Origin of the sequence: Rhizobium sp. BK379, from assembly GCF_014193955.1 — a bacterium.
Classification (GTDB): domain Bacteria; phylum Pseudomonadota; class Alphaproteobacteria; order Rhizobiales; family Rhizobiaceae; genus Rhizobium.
Genome location: NZ_JACIAD010000003.1, coordinates 291,576 through 306,551 on the forward strand (window position 1 = coordinate 291,576; position 14,976 = coordinate 306,551).

The 14,976-nt window shown below is 60.3% G+C and carries 13 protein-coding genes; 2 read left to right on the top strand and 11 right to left on the bottom strand.

Annotated features, from left to right (window positions below; translation table 11 throughout):
* Positions 1–312: 312 nt before the first annotated feature.
* Positions 313–1,473 (top strand): fumarylacetoacetate hydrolase family protein, encoded by a 1,161-nt coding sequence (locus FHT93_RS17750; protein WP_183848666.1) that lies wholly within the window; start codon positions 313–315, stop codon positions 1,471–1,473.
* 1 nt (position 1,474) lies between these two features.
* Here the strand turns inward: FHT93_RS17750 and scpA are convergent, their stop codons facing one another.
* From scpA to tauA, 4 genes are all read right to left on the bottom strand, one after another.
* Entirely contained in the window at positions 1,475–3,610 is a 2,136-nt protein-coding gene (gene scpA, locus FHT93_RS17755; protein ID WP_183848668.1) for a methylmalonyl-CoA mutase, read from the bottom strand.
* A 100-nt stretch (positions 3,611–3,710) separates the two neighbouring features.
* A complete protein-coding gene (locus FHT93_RS17760; RefSeq protein WP_183848670.1) occupies positions 3,711–4,541 on the bottom strand; it encodes an ABC transporter permease subunit in 831 nt (276 codons plus the stop codon).
* Positions 4,538–5,332, bottom strand: a complete 795-nt coding sequence (locus FHT93_RS17765) for an ABC transporter ATP-binding protein (protein WP_183848672.1) — start codon at positions 5,330–5,332, stop codon at positions 4,538–4,540. The genes FHT93_RS17760 and FHT93_RS17765 overlap by 4 nt, the downstream gene beginning before the upstream one ends.
* Positions 5,333–5,391: 59 nt before the next feature.
* Positions 5,392–6,396 carry a taurine ABC transporter substrate-binding protein gene (gene tauA, locus FHT93_RS17770; RefSeq protein ID WP_113203777.1) on the bottom strand — a complete coding sequence of 335 codons (1,005 nt, stop codon included), beginning with the start codon at positions 6,394–6,396 and terminating at the stop codon, positions 5,392–5,394.
* A gap of 206 nt (positions 6,397–6,602) precedes the next feature.
* Here tauA and FHT93_RS17775 point away from each other — a divergent pair, with 206 nt between their 5' ends.
* Entirely contained in the window at positions 6,603–7,958 is a 1,356-nt protein-coding gene (locus FHT93_RS17775) for an LLM class flavin-dependent oxidoreductase (protein ID WP_183848674.1), read from the top strand.
* Between the two features lie 96 nt (positions 7,959–8,054).
* On the opposite strand, the gene FHT93_RS17780 is transcribed toward FHT93_RS17775, so the two are convergent.
* The 7 genes from FHT93_RS17780 to panC all read right to left on the bottom strand — a co-directional run bounded on the left by FHT93_RS17780 (position 8,055) and on the right by panC (position 14,885).
* Positions 8,055–8,708: a methionine ABC transporter permease gene (locus tag FHT93_RS17780; protein WP_112542496.1), complete on the bottom strand. Its 654-nt coding sequence runs from the start codon at positions 8,706–8,708 to the stop codon at positions 8,055–8,057.
* Positions 8,689–9,771 carry a methionine ABC transporter ATP-binding protein gene (locus FHT93_RS17785; RefSeq protein ID WP_112542725.1) on the bottom strand — a complete coding sequence of 361 codons (1,083 nt, stop codon included), beginning with the start codon at positions 9,769–9,771 and terminating at the stop codon, positions 8,689–8,691. The genes FHT93_RS17780 and FHT93_RS17785 overlap by 20 nt, the downstream gene beginning before the upstream one ends.
* Before the next feature lie 84 nt (positions 9,772–9,855).
* The gene (locus tag FHT93_RS17790) at positions 9,856–10,692 is read right to left on the bottom strand and encodes a MetQ/NlpA family lipoprotein (protein ID WP_112542497.1); all 837 of its coding nucleotides are present in this window, start codon (positions 10,690–10,692) and stop codon (positions 9,856–9,858) included.
* A gap of 241 nt (positions 10,693–10,933) precedes the next feature.
* A complete protein-coding gene (msuE, locus tag FHT93_RS17795) occupies positions 10,934–11,494 on the bottom strand; it encodes an FMN reductase (RefSeq protein WP_112542498.1) in 561 nt (186 codons plus the stop codon).
* 206 nt (positions 11,495–11,700) lie between these two features.
* Entirely contained in the window at positions 11,701–12,903 is a 1,203-nt protein-coding gene (locus FHT93_RS17800; protein ID WP_113017055.1) for an MFS transporter, read from the bottom strand.
* A gap of 288 nt (positions 12,904–13,191) precedes the next feature.
* On the bottom strand, positions 13,192–14,013 hold the full coding sequence (gene panB / locus FHT93_RS17805) for a 3-methyl-2-oxobutanoate hydroxymethyltransferase (protein WP_113017056.1): 822 nt from the start codon (positions 14,011–14,013) through the stop codon (positions 13,192–13,194).
* Positions 14,010–14,885: a pantoate--beta-alanine ligase gene (panC, locus tag FHT93_RS17810; protein ID WP_183848676.1), complete on the bottom strand. Its 876-nt coding sequence runs from the start codon at positions 14,883–14,885 to the stop codon at positions 14,010–14,012. The genes panB and panC overlap by 4 nt, the downstream gene beginning before the upstream one ends.
* Positions 14,886–14,976 lie beyond the last annotated feature (91 nt).

Genomic DNA, 14,976 nt, shown 5'->3' on the forward strand with positions numbered 1-14,976 from the left:
GACCCTCCTTCGTGGTGCAAACCAGACAGCGAAAGCAAAGGCCTGTCAAGGCGGGATTGATGGCAAAACTCTTTTGCCTCTTTTGTAAATATATGAAATAGAAAGATTATTTTGTATCTAAATAGTTATAAGTTAAGATGAAATGCCTCTTGACCGCGCCATCGTGCTGCACTCCTACGAACCGCTCCAGCCCTTTGAGGCTTGCTCTTGGCCGATGAATATGCTCGATTTTGAAGGCCGTCGGGTAGGAGGACGGCAGCTATCCCATTCTGCAGGAGCGCTCCCCGCTCCGCCCTGTGACGGAAGATCACCATGTCCCAATCCCCCCTCGACGCTGCCGCTTCGGGCGGTCTCTTTGTCGGCCGTGCCTGGAACCCCGATGTTGCCGGGCCGAGCATCGTAACGCTGCGCGATGGCAGCCTCGTCGATATCACCTCCCCTGAAGCGCCGACGCTGAGCGCTCTGCTGGAGCGAGCCGATGCGGCAGACTTCGTCCGTACCGCCAGCGGCAAGGCGCTTGGCACCCTCGAGGCGAGTGCCGCCAACAGCACTGGCAAGCCAGATACGAGCAAAGCCTATCTGCTGGCACCGGCCGACCTGCAGGCGATCAAAGCCTGCGGCGTGACCTTCGCCCAGTCGATGATCGAACGCGTCATCGAGGAGAAAGCCGCCGGCAATCCAGATCGCGCAGCGTCCATTCGCGAGCGCGTCAGCACGCTGATTGGCGGCAGCCTGACCAACATCAAGGCCGGCTCGCCGGAAGCCGCCGAGGTCAAGAAGGCGCTGATCGAGGAAGGCATCTGGTCGCAATATCTCGAAGTCGGCATCGGCCCGGATGCGGAAGTCTTCACCAAGTCGCCGGTGCTTTCATCGGTCGGCTGGGGTTCGGATGTCGGCCTCCACCCGATCTCGACCTGGAACAATCCGGAGCCGGAAATCGTGCTGGCCGTCAACAGCCGTGGCGAGATCAAGGGCGCCACGCTCGGCAATGACGTTAACCTGCGCGATGTCGAGGGCCGCTCGGCGCTGCTGCTCGGCAAGGCGAAGGACAACAACGCCTCCTGCTCGATCGGTCCCTTCATCCGCCTCTTCGATCAGAGCTACAGCCTTGACGACGTTCGCAAGGCCGAACTCGATCTCAAGGTCACCGGCCAGGACGGTTTCGTGCTGCGCGGCAAGAGTTCCATGTCGCAGATCAGCCGCGACCCGACCGATCTCGTCAAGCAGACCGTCGGTAGTCACCATCAGTATCCCGATGGCTTCATGTTGTTCCTCGGCACGCTTTTTGCGCCAACGCAGGACCGCGACGCCAAGAACCAGGGCTTTACCCACAAGGTCGGCGATGTCGTGGAAATCTCGTCCGCCGGCCTCGGCGCACTGGTCAACACCGTCCGGCTGTCGACGGAATGCCCGCCCTGGACCTTCGGCATCTCGGCGCTGATGAGCAATCTCGCAAAGCGCGGGCTGCTCTGAGCTACTGGTTTCGCCTGATCCCCTGCAGGAGGTCGAGAACGGAATTCGCGGCCTCCAGCACATTGGTACCCGGGCCGAACACGGCGGCGACGCCGTGTTCGTGCAGGAATTCATAGTCCTGCCGCGGGATGACGCCGCCGCAGACGACGATGATGTCACCGCCACCCTGTTCCTTAAGCCGGTCGATCAACTGCGGCAGCAGCGTCCGATGACCGGCCGCCAGCGACGAAACACCGATCACATTGACCCTCTCGCCGAGCGCCATGCCGGCCGCCTCATCCGGCGTCTGGAATAGCGGGCCGGCGAGCACGTCGAAACCGACATCACCGAACGCCGAGGCAATCACCTTGGCGCCGCGGTCGTGCCCGTCCTGGCCGAGCTTGGCGACCATGATCTTCGGCTTGCGGCCCATCGCCTCGGTTACCTCGGCCATGCGGGCTTTCAGAACATCCAGCTCGGGTTCGTCGCGATAGGCGGTTCCATAGACGCCGCGGATGACCTTGGGCGTGGCGAAATGATCGCCGAAGATCTCACGCATCGCATCGGAAATCTCGCCGACGGTCGCTCGCGCACGCGCCGCTTCGACAGCGGCGGCAAGCAGATTGCCGTTGCCGCTGCGGGCAATGTCCGAAAGCGCGGCTAGCGCCTCCTTGACCTTCGTGCCGTCACGGCGACGCTTGGTTTCCTCGATCCGGCGGATCTGCGCTGCGCGCACCGCGCTGTTGTCGATCTCGAGAATGTCGATCGGCTGTTCGGTCTCCAGCCGGTACTTGTTGACGCCGACGATGACCTCGTCGCCCTTGTCGACCGCGGCCTGGCGACGGGCGGCAGCCTCCTCGATCAGCCGCTTCGGCAAACCCTCATTGACGGCCTTCGTCATGCCACCGAGCGCCTCGACTTCTTCGATCAGCGTCCAGGCCTTGTCGGCAAGTTCCTTCGTCAGGCTCTCGACGTAGTAGGAGCCGGCAAGCGGGTCGACCACCTTGGTGACGCCGGTCTCGTGCTGCAGAATGAGCTGGGTGTTGCGGGCGATGCGGGCGGAAAATTCCGTCGGCAGGGCAATCGCCTCGTCGAAGGAATTGGTGTGCAGCGACTGCGTGCCGCCGAGCACGGCCGACATCGCCTCGAAAGCCGTGCGGATGATGTTGTTGTAGGGATCCTGCTCCTGCAGCGACACACCCGATGTCTGGCAATGAGTTCGCAGCATCAGCGAAGACGCTTTCTTCGGCTCGAACTCCTCCATGATACGGGTCCAGAGCAGGCGGGCTGCGCGAAGCTTTGCGGCTTCCATGAAGAAATTCATGCCGATCGCGAAGAAGAAGGAGAGCCGCCCGGCGAAATCATCGACATCAAGGCCCTTGGCGATAGCCGCACGCACATATTCGCGCCCGTCGGCAAGCGTGAAGGCCAACTCCTGCACCAGCGTCGCGCCCGCCTCCTGCATGTGATAGCCGGAGATTGAGATCGAATTGAATTTCGGCATCTCCTTTGCCGTATATTCGATGATATCGGCAACGATGCGCATCGAGGGTTCCGGCGGGTAGATGTAAGTGTTGCGGACCATGAACTCCTTGAGGATATCGTTCTGGATGGTCCCTGAAAGCTCCGCCTTCGAGACGCCCTGCTCCTCGCCGGCGACAATGAAATTCGCCAGAATTGGGATGACGGCGCCATTCATAGTCATGGAGACGGACATGTCCTGCAACGGAATGCCGTCGAACAGGATCTTCATGTCCTCGACGCTGTCGATGGCTACCCCCGCCTTGCCGACATCGCCGACGACCCGTGGGTGATCGCTGTCATAGCCGCGATGGGTAGCCAGGTCGAAGGCCACGGAGAGGCCCTTCTGACCTGCGGAGAGATTGCGGCGGTAGAAGGCATTGGATTCCTCGGCGGTCGAGAAGCCGGCATATTGCCGGATCGTCCAGGGCCGGCCGGCATACATGGTGGCGCGTGGACCGCGCGTGAAGGGCGCAAATCCGGGCAGGCTGTCGACGTCAGTGCTTTCGAGATCGGCTGCGGTGTAAAGCGGTTTGACGTCTATGCCTTCGGGTGTTTGCCAGGTCAGCGTCTCCGGTGCTGCGCGCAGCTCCTTCTCCGCCAGCGCCTCCCAGTCCGACAGCGTCTTCTTCGTCATATCATCCTCCGGCATTATCTGCGCACCACGCTACCATCATGCGGTCGCGCGGCGCGATACAGCCTTAGGATAATTTGATCGGCAAGGCGATGATAGACGTTCAGCGATGAGCGGCCCAGGGCACGAGGACCCGTTCGATCAGCCGCGCCAGTATCTCCAGCAGGAAGGCGATGGCGGCGATGACGACGATTCCACCGATGACGATATCGGTCACCAGGAACTGCGCCGCAGACTGGATCATGAAACCAAGGCCTTGGCTTGCCGCCACCAGCTCGGCAGCGACCAGAGTCGACCAGCCGGCGCCGAGGGCGATACGTGTGCCAGTCAAAATCGACGGAATGGCGCCTGGAAGAATGACATGCAGCAGCACCTGCAGCCGGCTTGCGCCAAACGAGCGGGCGGCGTTGACGAAATCAGCCGGAGCGGATTTGACGCCTGATGCCGTCGACAGGATGATTGGGGGCAGCATGGCGAGCGAGATCACCGTAACCTTCGACGCCTCGCCGATGCCGACCCAGATGATGATCAGCGGCAGATACGCAAGCGGTGGCAGAGGGCGCAGGAATTCGACGATCGGATCGAGGATGCCCTTGCCGATGCGGCTGGTGGCGATGGCAAGACCAGCGGGCACGCCGATGAGGAGTGAGACGGCGAGCGCTGCGAAGATGCGCAGCAGACTTGCCAACGTATGCTCGGCGAGCGTGGAATCGACGAAGCCGTTGACCGCGACATTGGCAAGCGATTGCGCCACGACAAACGGCGACGGCAGGAAGACCGGTGAGATGGCGCCATAAGCCGAAGCAAGGCTCCAGCCGGCGATGATGACGGCAATGGTCGCAAGCGAGATCGCCAATGTGCCGCGGCGTTTGGGCCGCGCTTCGACCAGCCGATCTGTCGCTGCGGTCGTGAGTGCTTCGGCCTCGACGCTCATGCGGCAATCTCCTCTTCATCGGCATGGATGAGCGCGGTCAGCTCGTCATTCAAGTCCTTGAATACGGCCAGCGCCTTGATATCCTTTATACTTTTTCCTCCGAGCACTGCCTTGCCGAACTCCGTCTTGATATCGGCAACGATGCGACCCGGATTGGGCGCAAGCACGATGACGCGTGTGGCAAGCAGCAAGGCCTCGTCGATGCTGTGGGTAATCAGCAACGCGCCGGTCTTGCTCTCAGCCCAGACGTTGAGCAGGAATTTTTGCATGCGGCTGCGCGTCAAAGCATCGAGCGCGCCGAGCGGCTCATCGAGCAACAGGAAGCGCGGCCCGGAGGCAAGCGCGCGGGCAATGCCGACGCGCTGACGCATGCCACCGGAGAGTTCCCAGATATTCTTCTTGCCCGCGCCATCGAGGCCGACCTTCACGAGCAGGTCTTCCGCGCGGCGCTGCCTCTCGCCTTTCGGGATGCGCTGAAGCTTCAGCGGAAAGGCGACGTTGCCGGCGGCCGTCAGCCATGGATAGAGCGCGTCATCCTGAAACACGACAGCTCGGTCTACGTCAGGCCCGTCGATCTCTTTGCCGTCGACCAGCACGCGTCCCTCGCTCGGCTCGGTAAAACCGGCCGCAATATTGAGAAGGCTCGTCTTGCCGGAACCCGAACGGCCGATGACCACCACGAATTCGTCGGAGGCGATATGCAGGTTGACGCCATCGAGCACACGTCTCTTCCGGCGAGTGCCTGCGTCGGCATAATCGAGCGACAGGGACTGTAGTGAAAGTATGCTCATGGACACCACCTGTTTAAGAAAAACCGGCGCGGCGAAGCCGCACCGGGACCCTTGGGAGGTCAGAGACCGGCCTTGGCGGCTTCCTTGACCCAGCGGTCGGAAACATAGGGGCTGTAGTCCTTCAGAACGCCGGGGATCTTGCCCTGCTCGAGGAGGAAGGCCGAGGTTTCAGCAACGGCCTTCGTCGTACCGCCACCGAGGAGATCGGCGCTAGCCTGCTCCTTCAGGCTCGGGAAGGTATAGCCCTTGAGAAGAGCCGGCACTTCATCGGTCTTGGCGCCGGTGAGTTTGGCAATCTTTTCGGCTTCCGGTGATTTCGCATTCCAGCTATCCGGATTGGCGAGGTAGGAGGCGTAAGCCGCACCCGTGACCTTCACGAAGCCGGTGACGACTTCAGGATGGGCCTCGGCAAATTTCCTGCTGACGATCCAGGCATCGAAGGTCGGGCCGCCCCACTTGGCGACATCGGCGGAGGTGGCAAGCACGCTGCCGCTCTTTTTCAACTGCGCCAGGACGGGATCCCAGACATAGGCGCCGTCGATGTCACCGCGCTCCCAGGCAGCAGCGATTTCCGGCGGACGCAGATTGAGGATCTGCACCGACTTCGGATCGACCTTCCAGTGCTTCAGCGCCGTCAGCAGGCTGTAATGCGCTGTCGAAACGAAGGGCGTGGCAATCTTCTTACCCTTCAAGTCTTCTGGCTTGGTGATGTTCTTGACCGCAAGCGCTTCAGCGTCGCTAATGAGGCCGACGACATAGATCGTCTCGATGGGCAGTTCGCGGCTGGCGGCCGCGGCAAGCGGCGACGAGCCGACATAACCGATATCGATAGAACCGGAAGCGATGGCAGCGATGACGTCGGCGCCGCCATCGAATTTCTGCCAGTTGATCTTGGCCTTGGTCTCCTTTTCATAGGTGCCATCGGCCTGCGGCACGCGCGACGGCTCGACGATCGGCTGGTAGCCGATATTGAGCGTGACGTCGGCAGCGTGAGCTGCATAGGTGGTCAAGGTGAGGACAGCGGCAGCGGCCGTGCCCAGCAGGTTGCGTCGGTTGATTTTCATATCCCTCTCCAGCAATGTTAAAAATCATTCCGCCTCGGGAATGTCGATAGATCATTGTAAAATTCATAGATTTTATAGAGATAGAAAATTTCTGGAATCAGCGGTGAGGGACAATTTGCTTCTAATTTGAAGGGAAGAAGCGGTGGTTTCCCGACCCGCTCGACAATTCCGGCCACGTGGCCGACGAAATCTCAGGACAATATTCGATGAAGAAAATGCAGATCTACGCCTTCGACATGAACTGCGTCGGGCACATAAATCACGGCATGTGGACGCATCCACGCGATCGCTCGGTCAATTACACCGATCTTGACTACTGGGTCGATTTTGCGCGCACGGCCGAACGCGGTAGGCTGGACGGCATTTTTCTAGCCGACATCGTCGGTGTCTATGATGTCTACAAAAACAGCCCAGCCCCGGTCATCGAGACGGGTGCGCAGATCCCGGTCAACGATCCGCTGATGCCGATTTCGGCCATGGCTTATGTCACGAAACATCTGGGTTTCGGCGTCACCGTCAATACGACCTATGAGCCGCCCTTCCTGCTGGCACGGCGCATGTCGACGCTCGATCACCTGACCAAGGGCCGCATCGGCTGGAACATCGTGACGGGCTATCTCGACAGTGCTGCCCGCAGCATGGGTTTCGACAAGCTGCCGGAGCATGATGCCCGTTACGACGCCGCCGAGGAATATCTCGAAATCCTCTATAAGCTCTGGGAAGGCAGTTGGGACGATGATGCGGTGCTACGTGACCGCGAGCGCGGCATCTTCGCCGATGCCTCAAAGGTGCGCGCAGTCAGCCACCAGGGCCAGTATTACAAGATGGAGGGCATTCATCTCGCCGAACCATCGCCGCAGCGCACGCCCCTGCTCTTCCAGGCCGGCGCATCGGCCCGCGGCCAGGATTTCGCCGCCCGCCATGCCGAATGCGTCTTCATTGCCGGACCGACGCCGCAGTCGGCGCGTCCGACTGTCGATGCGCTTCGCGCCAAGACGCTGGCGAACGGCCGCGGTGCGGACGCGATCAAGATCCTCAGCCTGATCACCGTCGTCGTCGGCAGGACCGAAAACGAGGCACAGGAGAAGCTTGAGGACTATCGCCGGCATGCAAGCATCGAGGCGTCGCTCGCCCATTATTCCGCCTCTGTCGGTGTTGATTTTTCAAAATACGAGCTCGATGACGTAATTGACCAGGGCTCGACCAACGCCAATCAGTCGGCACTGGCGGCAATCACCAAGCAGGCGGCAAAACCTGTCACCAAGCGGCAGATCATCGACCAAATGGTGCTCGGCAGCCGCATGAAGCCGATCGTCGGCTCCCCGGAGCAGGTCGCCGACACGCTGCAGCGCTGGATCGAGGAAGGCGGCATCGACGGCTTCAATCTGGCGCGCACCGTGACACCTGAGAGCCTCAACGATTTCGTCGATCTCGTTGTGCCCGTGCTGCAGGAGCGCGGCCTGTTCAAGGCCGATTACGCGGAAGGACCGCTGCGCCAGAAATTGTTCGGCGGCAATGGCCGGCTATCGGCCAGCCATCCCGCCGCGCAGTTCAGGCGGTAGAGTCTTTTCGCTTTCTTCGAAATACGAAAATGCTCTACCTCGTCGTATTCGCGCATTCCGTGCGCAAAAGCCCTGCAAACTTTTGCTGGAATTGCTCTAGCGATGATCGAGGCGGGCGACCAGCCGGTCGCCCAGCCACTGGATGCCGCAGACGAGAACGATGAGCACGACGACGACCGCGATCATCACATTGGTCTCGAAACGCTGGTAGCCATAGCGGATGGCGAGGTCGCCGAGACCGCCGGCACCGATGGCTCCGGCCATCGCGGATGCGCCGATCAGCGTTACCAGCGTAACTGTAAAACCAGCAACGATTCCTGGCAGGGCTTCCGGTACCAGAACCTCGCGAATGATCGTCCAGCGGTTGCCACCCATGGCACGCACGGCGTCGATCAACCCACGATCGACCTCGCGCAGCGAGACCTCTGCAATACGGGCATAGTAGGGCGTGGCCGCAATAGCGAGCGGAACGATGGCCGCCCAAGTGCCGATCGCCGTGCCGACGATCAGGCGGGTCAGTGGGATCAGCGCCACCAGGAGGATGATGAAAGGCACGGAGCGGAAGCCGTTGATGACACCGCCGAGAACGCGGTTGACCCAGGCATTTTCCGCAATGCCGCCTCGGTTCGTCAGCACCAGTGCCAGTCCGAGCGGCAGCCCGGCAATGAGCGAGATCACGCCGGACGCCGCCGTCATCAACACCGTCTCCCAGAGGGAGCGCAAAAGCAGATTAATCATGATCGGTGACATAACCAAGCACCTCCACCCGGGCGGACCGGGCCTTCAGAAATTGTTCGACCTTTCCGGCAAGCGCAGGATCGCGCGCCGGAACGGCAATGAAGAACCGCGCCACGGGCTGGTTCTGGATGTGATCGATGCCGCCATGCACGAGGCGGAAGGAATGCGGCAATACCGCCGAAAGGTCGGCAAAGAGCGCGCCCTGGGCTTCCGGACCGGAGAGATCGACACTGACGATCGCTTCCGTGCCACCTGACTGCGACAGGCGAGCGGCAATATGTTCGGGTAGTTGCGGGCGGATGCCGCCGAGCAGGCTCTTGGTGATCGCCGTCTGCGGATTGCCGAAGATCGACCAGACCTGTCCCTCTTCCACGATCCTGCCAGCATCGATGACGGCGACGCGATCGGCAATGCCACGCACCACCTCCATCTCATGGGTGATCAACAGGATAGTAAGTCCAAGCTTACGATTGATATCCTTCAGCAGAACGAGGATCGAGCGCGTCGTTTCCGGATCGAGTGCTGAGGTCGCCTCGTCGGAAAGTAGCAGGGCCGGGCGTGCGGCAAGTGCGCGGGCGATACCGACACGCTGCTTCTGGCCGCCTGAAAGGGAAGACGGATAAGCCTTGGCCTTGTCGGAAAGGCCGACGAGATCCAGAAGCTCATGCGCCCGCTTCAGTCGCTCGGCCTTGCCGATACCTTCGATCTTCAATGGCAGCGCGACGTTCTCTTCGACCGTCTTGGCCGAAAGCAGATTGAAGTGCTGAAAAATCATCCCGATGCGGCGGCGCAACGGCTGCAGGTCCTTCTCTGCAAGACCTGTAATGTTACGGCCCTCGATGACGATCTCGCCGCTGTCAGCGCGCTCAAGCCCATTAAGGCAGCGGATCAGTGTCGACTTTCCGGCGCCGCTGCGTCCGATAATGCCGAGAACCTCGCCCTTCTTCACACTCAACGAGATGCCGTCAAGCGCCGGTGTCGCACCGAATTTACGCCTGACATCCGTCAGCCGGACGACCTCTTCGGCGTCAGCGGGGCGCGTCTCGATCCCTGAAGCGGAGACAATTGAATTCATGCTCATTCCTTCACAAAAGCCGAAGGCGGCCCCGGCAAAGGCCCGGGCCGCCTCGGTCATTGGCGCCCTCGGAAGGGCGGCTGATCAGTAGGCGCTGAGGCCCGTACCCTTATAGACCTTGTCGAACTCGGCCTTCACGGTATCGTTCTGATAGGAAGATACCAGGGTCTTCACCCAATCGGCATCCTTGTTTTCTTCCTTCACGGCAATGAAGTTGCGGTAGGGGTTGTCGGCGATCGGCTCCTGCGCGACGCGCTCTGCCGGCGAAAGGCCGCTCTTCAACGCCCAGTCGGTGTTGACGACACCGGCGTCGAGGTCATCGATCGAACGGCCGACAATGCCGGCATCCAGTTCCTTGATCTCGATATTCTTCGGATTTTCAGCGACGTCGGCGATCGTCGCAAGAATGCCCGTGCCGTCCTTCAGCTTGATCAGGCCTTCACTCTGCAGAACGCGCAGCGCACGACCTTCGTTGGACGGATCGTTCGGCACGCCGATCACGGCGCCTTCCGGCAGCTCGGCGACAGACTTGTGCTTCTTGCTGTAGAGACCGATCGGCCACACTCCGGTATAGCCGACACGGACGATGTGGTATCCGTTCTGCTTGATCTGATTGTCGAGGTAGGGCTGGTGCTGGAAGGCGTTCGCGTCGATTTCGCCGCGCTCCAGCGCTTCGTTCGGCTGGGTATAATCGTTGAAGGTGATCGTCTCGATCTTAAGGCCCTTCTTGGCGGCTTCGGTGGTCACGACACGCCAGACATCCTCGTCCTCGCCGCTCATGATGCCGACCTTGATCGACTTGTCTTCCGCAAAGGAAGGAGCCGGCGCAGCAAAGGCGATGAGCGCAGCCGCAGAGGCGGCAACAGTGAGCGCCGCGCGGCGCGAAATCGAAATGGTGCCGATATTCTTGTTCTTGGTCATTTTTTATCCCGTCTGACTGAATGAGGCCGAGCCCCGAGCAGGCGGATAATTGCAAATGCGGTCATTACGAGCGAAGCAAGAACGTCCGATGTCTTGTTAATGCCAGAAAAACTCTTGCCCCCTTGTCGATGCCGGCAGGATAAAATTCTATCAAATTTATGGATTAATGTCAGCGTAAAAATAGCCGTCAAACGAAAACGGCGCCCAATGGGCGCCGCGAAAGTCAGTCTTGAGATAAGATTCATTCCGCCGCGATCAGCGCGGAACTTCTGGCCGGAAAGAAAGCGGAAAGCTCGCCGATGACCTCCCCGATGCGCTTGGAAAGCTGTTCGGAGGAGACGCGATAGTCAGTGAAATCGCGATCTGAGGCGTAGACGGCCGTCGGCAAGGTATGGGCCATGAAGAAGCCGAAGAGCGGGCGAAGCTGATGTTCGACCATGAGCGCGTGGCGATCGCCGCCGCCTGTCGCCGTGATGACAATCGGCTTTGCGCGCAATTCATGCGGATCGATGAGATCGACCAAGTGCTTGAAAAGGCCCGGATAGCTGCCCTTATAGGTCGGCGCGCCGATGACGATAGCATCCGCAGAAACGATATCGGCGATGACTTCCTTGGCGCGATTGTCGAGATCGTCACGGCGCAACGCCTGCCCAAGCGAGGGGCCAACATCCGTCAGGTCGTAAATCGTATTGCGGAAGCCATATTTTTCCGCGGCGAGGCCGGCGATATTCTCGACCAGCGCAAAGGTCTTCGAGGGACGATTGAAGCTGCCGGCAAGACCGACCAGTTTGGGTGCAGACATATCATTTCCTTCCGCTATCGCGCCGTCGATGGCTCCATCACAAGACAGATATTATCCATCAAAATAGTAGATTAAAGAAATGACGATCCGTCTTCGCTGAAGGCCGGGGAAAAAATGTTCGTTTCAACGCGAAGCCGCGCCGTGCGTCTGCCAGGATACCAAAGAGGCACCGAAAGCATTTCGGTGCCTCTTTCCGAGTGCGAAACTTAAACCGCTCGATGTTTCGGGATGCGCGGCAGGAAGATGGTGAACAGGCCGAGGAGCGGCAGGTAGGAGCAGATACGATATACGAAGGCGATGCCGTGCGAGTCGGCAAACCCGCCGAGCAAGGCCGCACCGAGACCGCCCGCACCGAAGGCGAAGCCGAAGAAAACGCCGGCGATCAGCCCGACGCGACCTGGCACCAATTCCTGCGCGAAGACGACGATGGCTGAAAAGGCAGAGGCGAAGATCAGGCCGATGACAACGCTGAGCACGCCCGTCCAGAAAAGATTCGCATAGGGCAGCAGCAGCGCGAAGGGGATCACGCCGAGGATCGAGAACCAGATGACGAAACGGGCACCAAAACGATCTCCGATCGGGCCACCGAGGAAGGTGCCGGTCGCAACGGAACCCAGGAACAGGAAGAGCATGAGCTGCGCCTGCTGCACATCGAGTTGGAAACGATCGATGACATAGAAGGTGAAGTAGCTCGAGACGCTTGCCATGTAGACATTCTTCGTCGCCGTCAGCAGCACGAGGATGAGCAGCGCCGTGACGACCTTGCTCTGAGGCAGGGGCAGCGTGCGGCTCGGGGCCGCCTTGCTGGCGTTCTGACGACGGTGGCTCACGTACCAGTTGCCGACCCAGCTCAGGACCACAATGCCAACCATGGCGATGCCGGAAAGCCAGGACACGCTGTGCTGACCGTTCGGCAACACGATGAAGGCGGCCAGCAGCGGACCGATCGCCTGGCCTGCATTACCGCCGACCTGAAAGAAGGACTGGGCAAAGCCGTGGCGGCCGCCGGAAGCAAGACGCGCGACGCGCGAGGATTCCGGATGGAAGACGGCCGAGCCGAAGCCAATCAGGCTGGCGGCGACCAGGAGCAACTCAAAGCTGCCGGCATTGCCGAGCAGGATCAGACCGCAGAATGTGCTCGCCATGCCGATCGGCAGCGAATAGGGCATCGGCCAACGGTCGGTGACGATGCCGACGAGCGGCTGGAGCAGCGAGGCCGTGACCTGGAAGGTCATCGTCAGAAGGCCGATCTGCACGAAATCGAGGTTGTAGTTCGCCTTGAAGAGCGGATAGAGCGAGGCAAGCAGCGACTGCATGATGTCGTTGAGCATGTGGCAGAAGCTGACTGCCACCAGAATGGACATTGCGGTCTTTTCAAAGCGGGGGGCGCTCTCGGCAACGGATGCCATGGATCTTCCTCCTGAGCGGCCGGAATCATGTCGGGCCGTCGTCGGTTTTCGTGCGGGCTGTTTATGAGGCGATCGGGGCTTGGGAAGTGAATTGTCAGCGGCGGTCGCTGAAAAAGCATTTATCGTATGGAGGGCGACGATTACAGCCCAGTTTTGCGCGGATCGGTACGCAGTTTTAAGATTTATGCTCCCGATTATGCAATTCGGCCTCTGATGGAGCCAATTCTGCACTGGCAATCAAAGGGCGATGCGGTTCATCACCGGCTCCCAATCGAAAGGGCCTCACAATCAAGACCGACGTTTGAATGTATGTTTGTCGGTGGGGAATGCGCGGGAACGCACCTCGTCTGCATAGGCGGCAATCGCCACCGCTGCCCTTTTTCCAAGTTCATCGTACCGTTTGACGAAGCGCGGCGTGAAGTCGTTGAATAGTCCAAGCATGTCGTCCGAGACGAGGATCTGGCCGTCGCACGCAACCGAGGCTCCAATCCCGATGGTCGGAACAGGAATTGCCGTTGTCACCTCACGCGCAAATGTCTCCACCGTACCCTCGATGACGACGGCAAAGGCCCCCGAATTGCCGATCGCTTCGGCGTCACGCCGGATCTTGGCAACCTCCTCCTCGGAATGGCCGACAGATCGGTAGCCGCCCGCGGTATGAACCTGCTGCGGCATGAGCCCGATATGGCCGAGCACCGGAATGCCGCGCGCAGCGAGGAAGGAAATTGTCTCGGCCATCTCCTGGCCGCCTTCGAGCTTGACCGCGTCACACCCGGTTTCCTGCAGAACGCGCACGGCATTGCGGTAGGCAAGCTCCTTCGACTCCTGGTAGCTGCCGAAGGGCATGTCGACGACCACGCAGGCTCTCGCGACACCACGCATCACCGCCTTGCCATGGGCGATCATCATGTCGAGCGTCACCGCCACGGTGCTGTCCATGCCATAGAGGACCATGCCGAGCGAATCTCCGACAAGCAGGAGATCACAGTGTTCGTCCAGGAGCCGCGCCATCGGCGTCGTGTAGGCCGTCAAACACACGATCGGCGTGCCGCCCTTCATCGCCCGGATCCGTGATGGCGTCAGGCGCTTAGCGGAACTCACAGCGCTCATGATTTCTCTCCCGTTCCAGACGAACCTTTTTTCGCAATCACCCGGTTGTCCAGAAGCTTGGTCGTGCCAATCCGCACGAACAGTGCGACAACCACCGGATCGTCGATTTTCGCGACGCGCTTCAACGTCGAGGCATCCCTTACAGCGACGACCTCAGGCTTCGCTAAGGGTTCACGCCCGATGAAGTCGACGAGCTTTGCCTCAAGAAGCTGCGGATCGGTCAGGCCTTGGTTGACAAGGCGCTCGGCCTCGTCCAGCGCGCGAGGGACGATGACTGCAGCACGTCGCTGCTCTTCGCTGAGGTAGACATTGCGAGAAGAGAGAGCGAGACCATCGGCATCCCGCACCGTCGGCACGGAAACGATGCGCACTGGCAGCGCCAGATCGTCTGCCATCCGTTTGATGATGGCAACCTGCTGGTAATCCTTCTCGCCGAAATAGGCGTTGTCTGGCTGTACGATGTTAAAAAGCTTGCTGACGACAGTGGTCACGCCGGCAAAATGCCCTGGTCGAACGGCACCTTCCAGCTCGCAGCCAAGCTCGGGCACATCAACGACGGTTTTCATCGGGTGCGGATACATATCCTCGACGCCGGGCGCAAAGAGAATATCGACGCCGGCCTCTTCCAGCATCGCCTGGTCACGTTCCAGATCGCGCGGATACCGACTGAGGTCCTCCGTCGGCCCGAACTGGAGCGGATTGACGAAGATCGAGGCAACGACAATCTGGTTCTGAGCGCGGGCTCGCGCGACAAGTTCCATATGACCTGCATGAAGATAGCCCATCGTAGGCACGAAACCGACGTCTCCGCCGTTTGCCTTTGCTGATGCCAGTGCTACGCGCATCGCCTTAATGCTCGATAGGACTTGCATATGCCCTCCTGCCAGCCTTCCTCATGTGGGGGCGGATAGAAGATGCAAGCAGGGCGTCAGGTCAATGGATTCTTTTCGATAAGATCGATTA

Bases quoted from the DNA above. Each gene is read 5' to 3' on its own strand.
- FHT93_RS17750 (WP_183848666.1), top strand. From the start codon at position 313: ATGTCCCAATCCCCCCTCGACGCTGCCGCTTCGGGCGGTCTCTTTGTC.
- scpA (WP_183848668.1), bottom strand. From the start codon at position 3,610: ATGACGAAGAAGACGCTGTCGGACTGGGAGGCGCTGGCGGAGAAGGAG.
- FHT93_RS17760 (WP_183848670.1), bottom strand. From the start codon at position 4,541: ATGAGCGTCGAGGCCGAAGCACTCACGACCGCAGCGACAGATCGGCTG.
- FHT93_RS17765 (WP_183848672.1), bottom strand. From the start codon at position 5,332: ATGAGCATACTTTCACTACAGTCCCTGTCGCTCGATTATGCCGACGCA.
- tauA (WP_113203777.1), bottom strand. From the start codon at position 6,396: ATGAAAATCAACCGACGCAACCTGCTGGGCACGGCCGCTGCCGCTGTC.
- FHT93_RS17775 (WP_183848674.1), top strand. From the start codon at position 6,603: ATGAAGAAAATGCAGATCTACGCCTTCGACATGAACTGCGTCGGGCAC.
- FHT93_RS17780 (WP_112542496.1), bottom strand. From the start codon at position 8,708: ATGTCACCGATCATGATTAATCTGCTTTTGCGCTCCCTCTGGGAGACG.
- FHT93_RS17785 (WP_112542725.1), bottom strand. From the start codon at position 9,771: ATGAATTCAATTGTCTCCGCTTCAGGGATCGAGACGCGCCCCGCTGAC.
- FHT93_RS17790 (WP_112542497.1), bottom strand. From the start codon at position 10,692: ATGACCAAGAACAAGAATATCGGCACCATTTCGATTTCGCGCCGCGCG.
- msuE (WP_112542498.1), bottom strand. From the start codon at position 11,494: ATGTCTGCACCCAAACTGGTCGGTCTTGCCGGCAGCTTCAATCGTCCC.
- FHT93_RS17800 (WP_113017055.1), bottom strand. From the start codon at position 12,903: ATGGCATCCGTTGCCGAGAGCGCCCCCCGCTTTGAAAAGACCGCAATG.
- panB (WP_113017056.1), bottom strand. From the start codon at position 14,013: ATGAGCGCTGTGAGTTCCGCTAAGCGCCTGACGCCATCACGGATCCGG.
- panC (WP_183848676.1), bottom strand. From the start codon at position 14,885: ATGCAAGTCCTATCGAGCATTAAGGCGATGCGCGTAGCACTGGCATCA.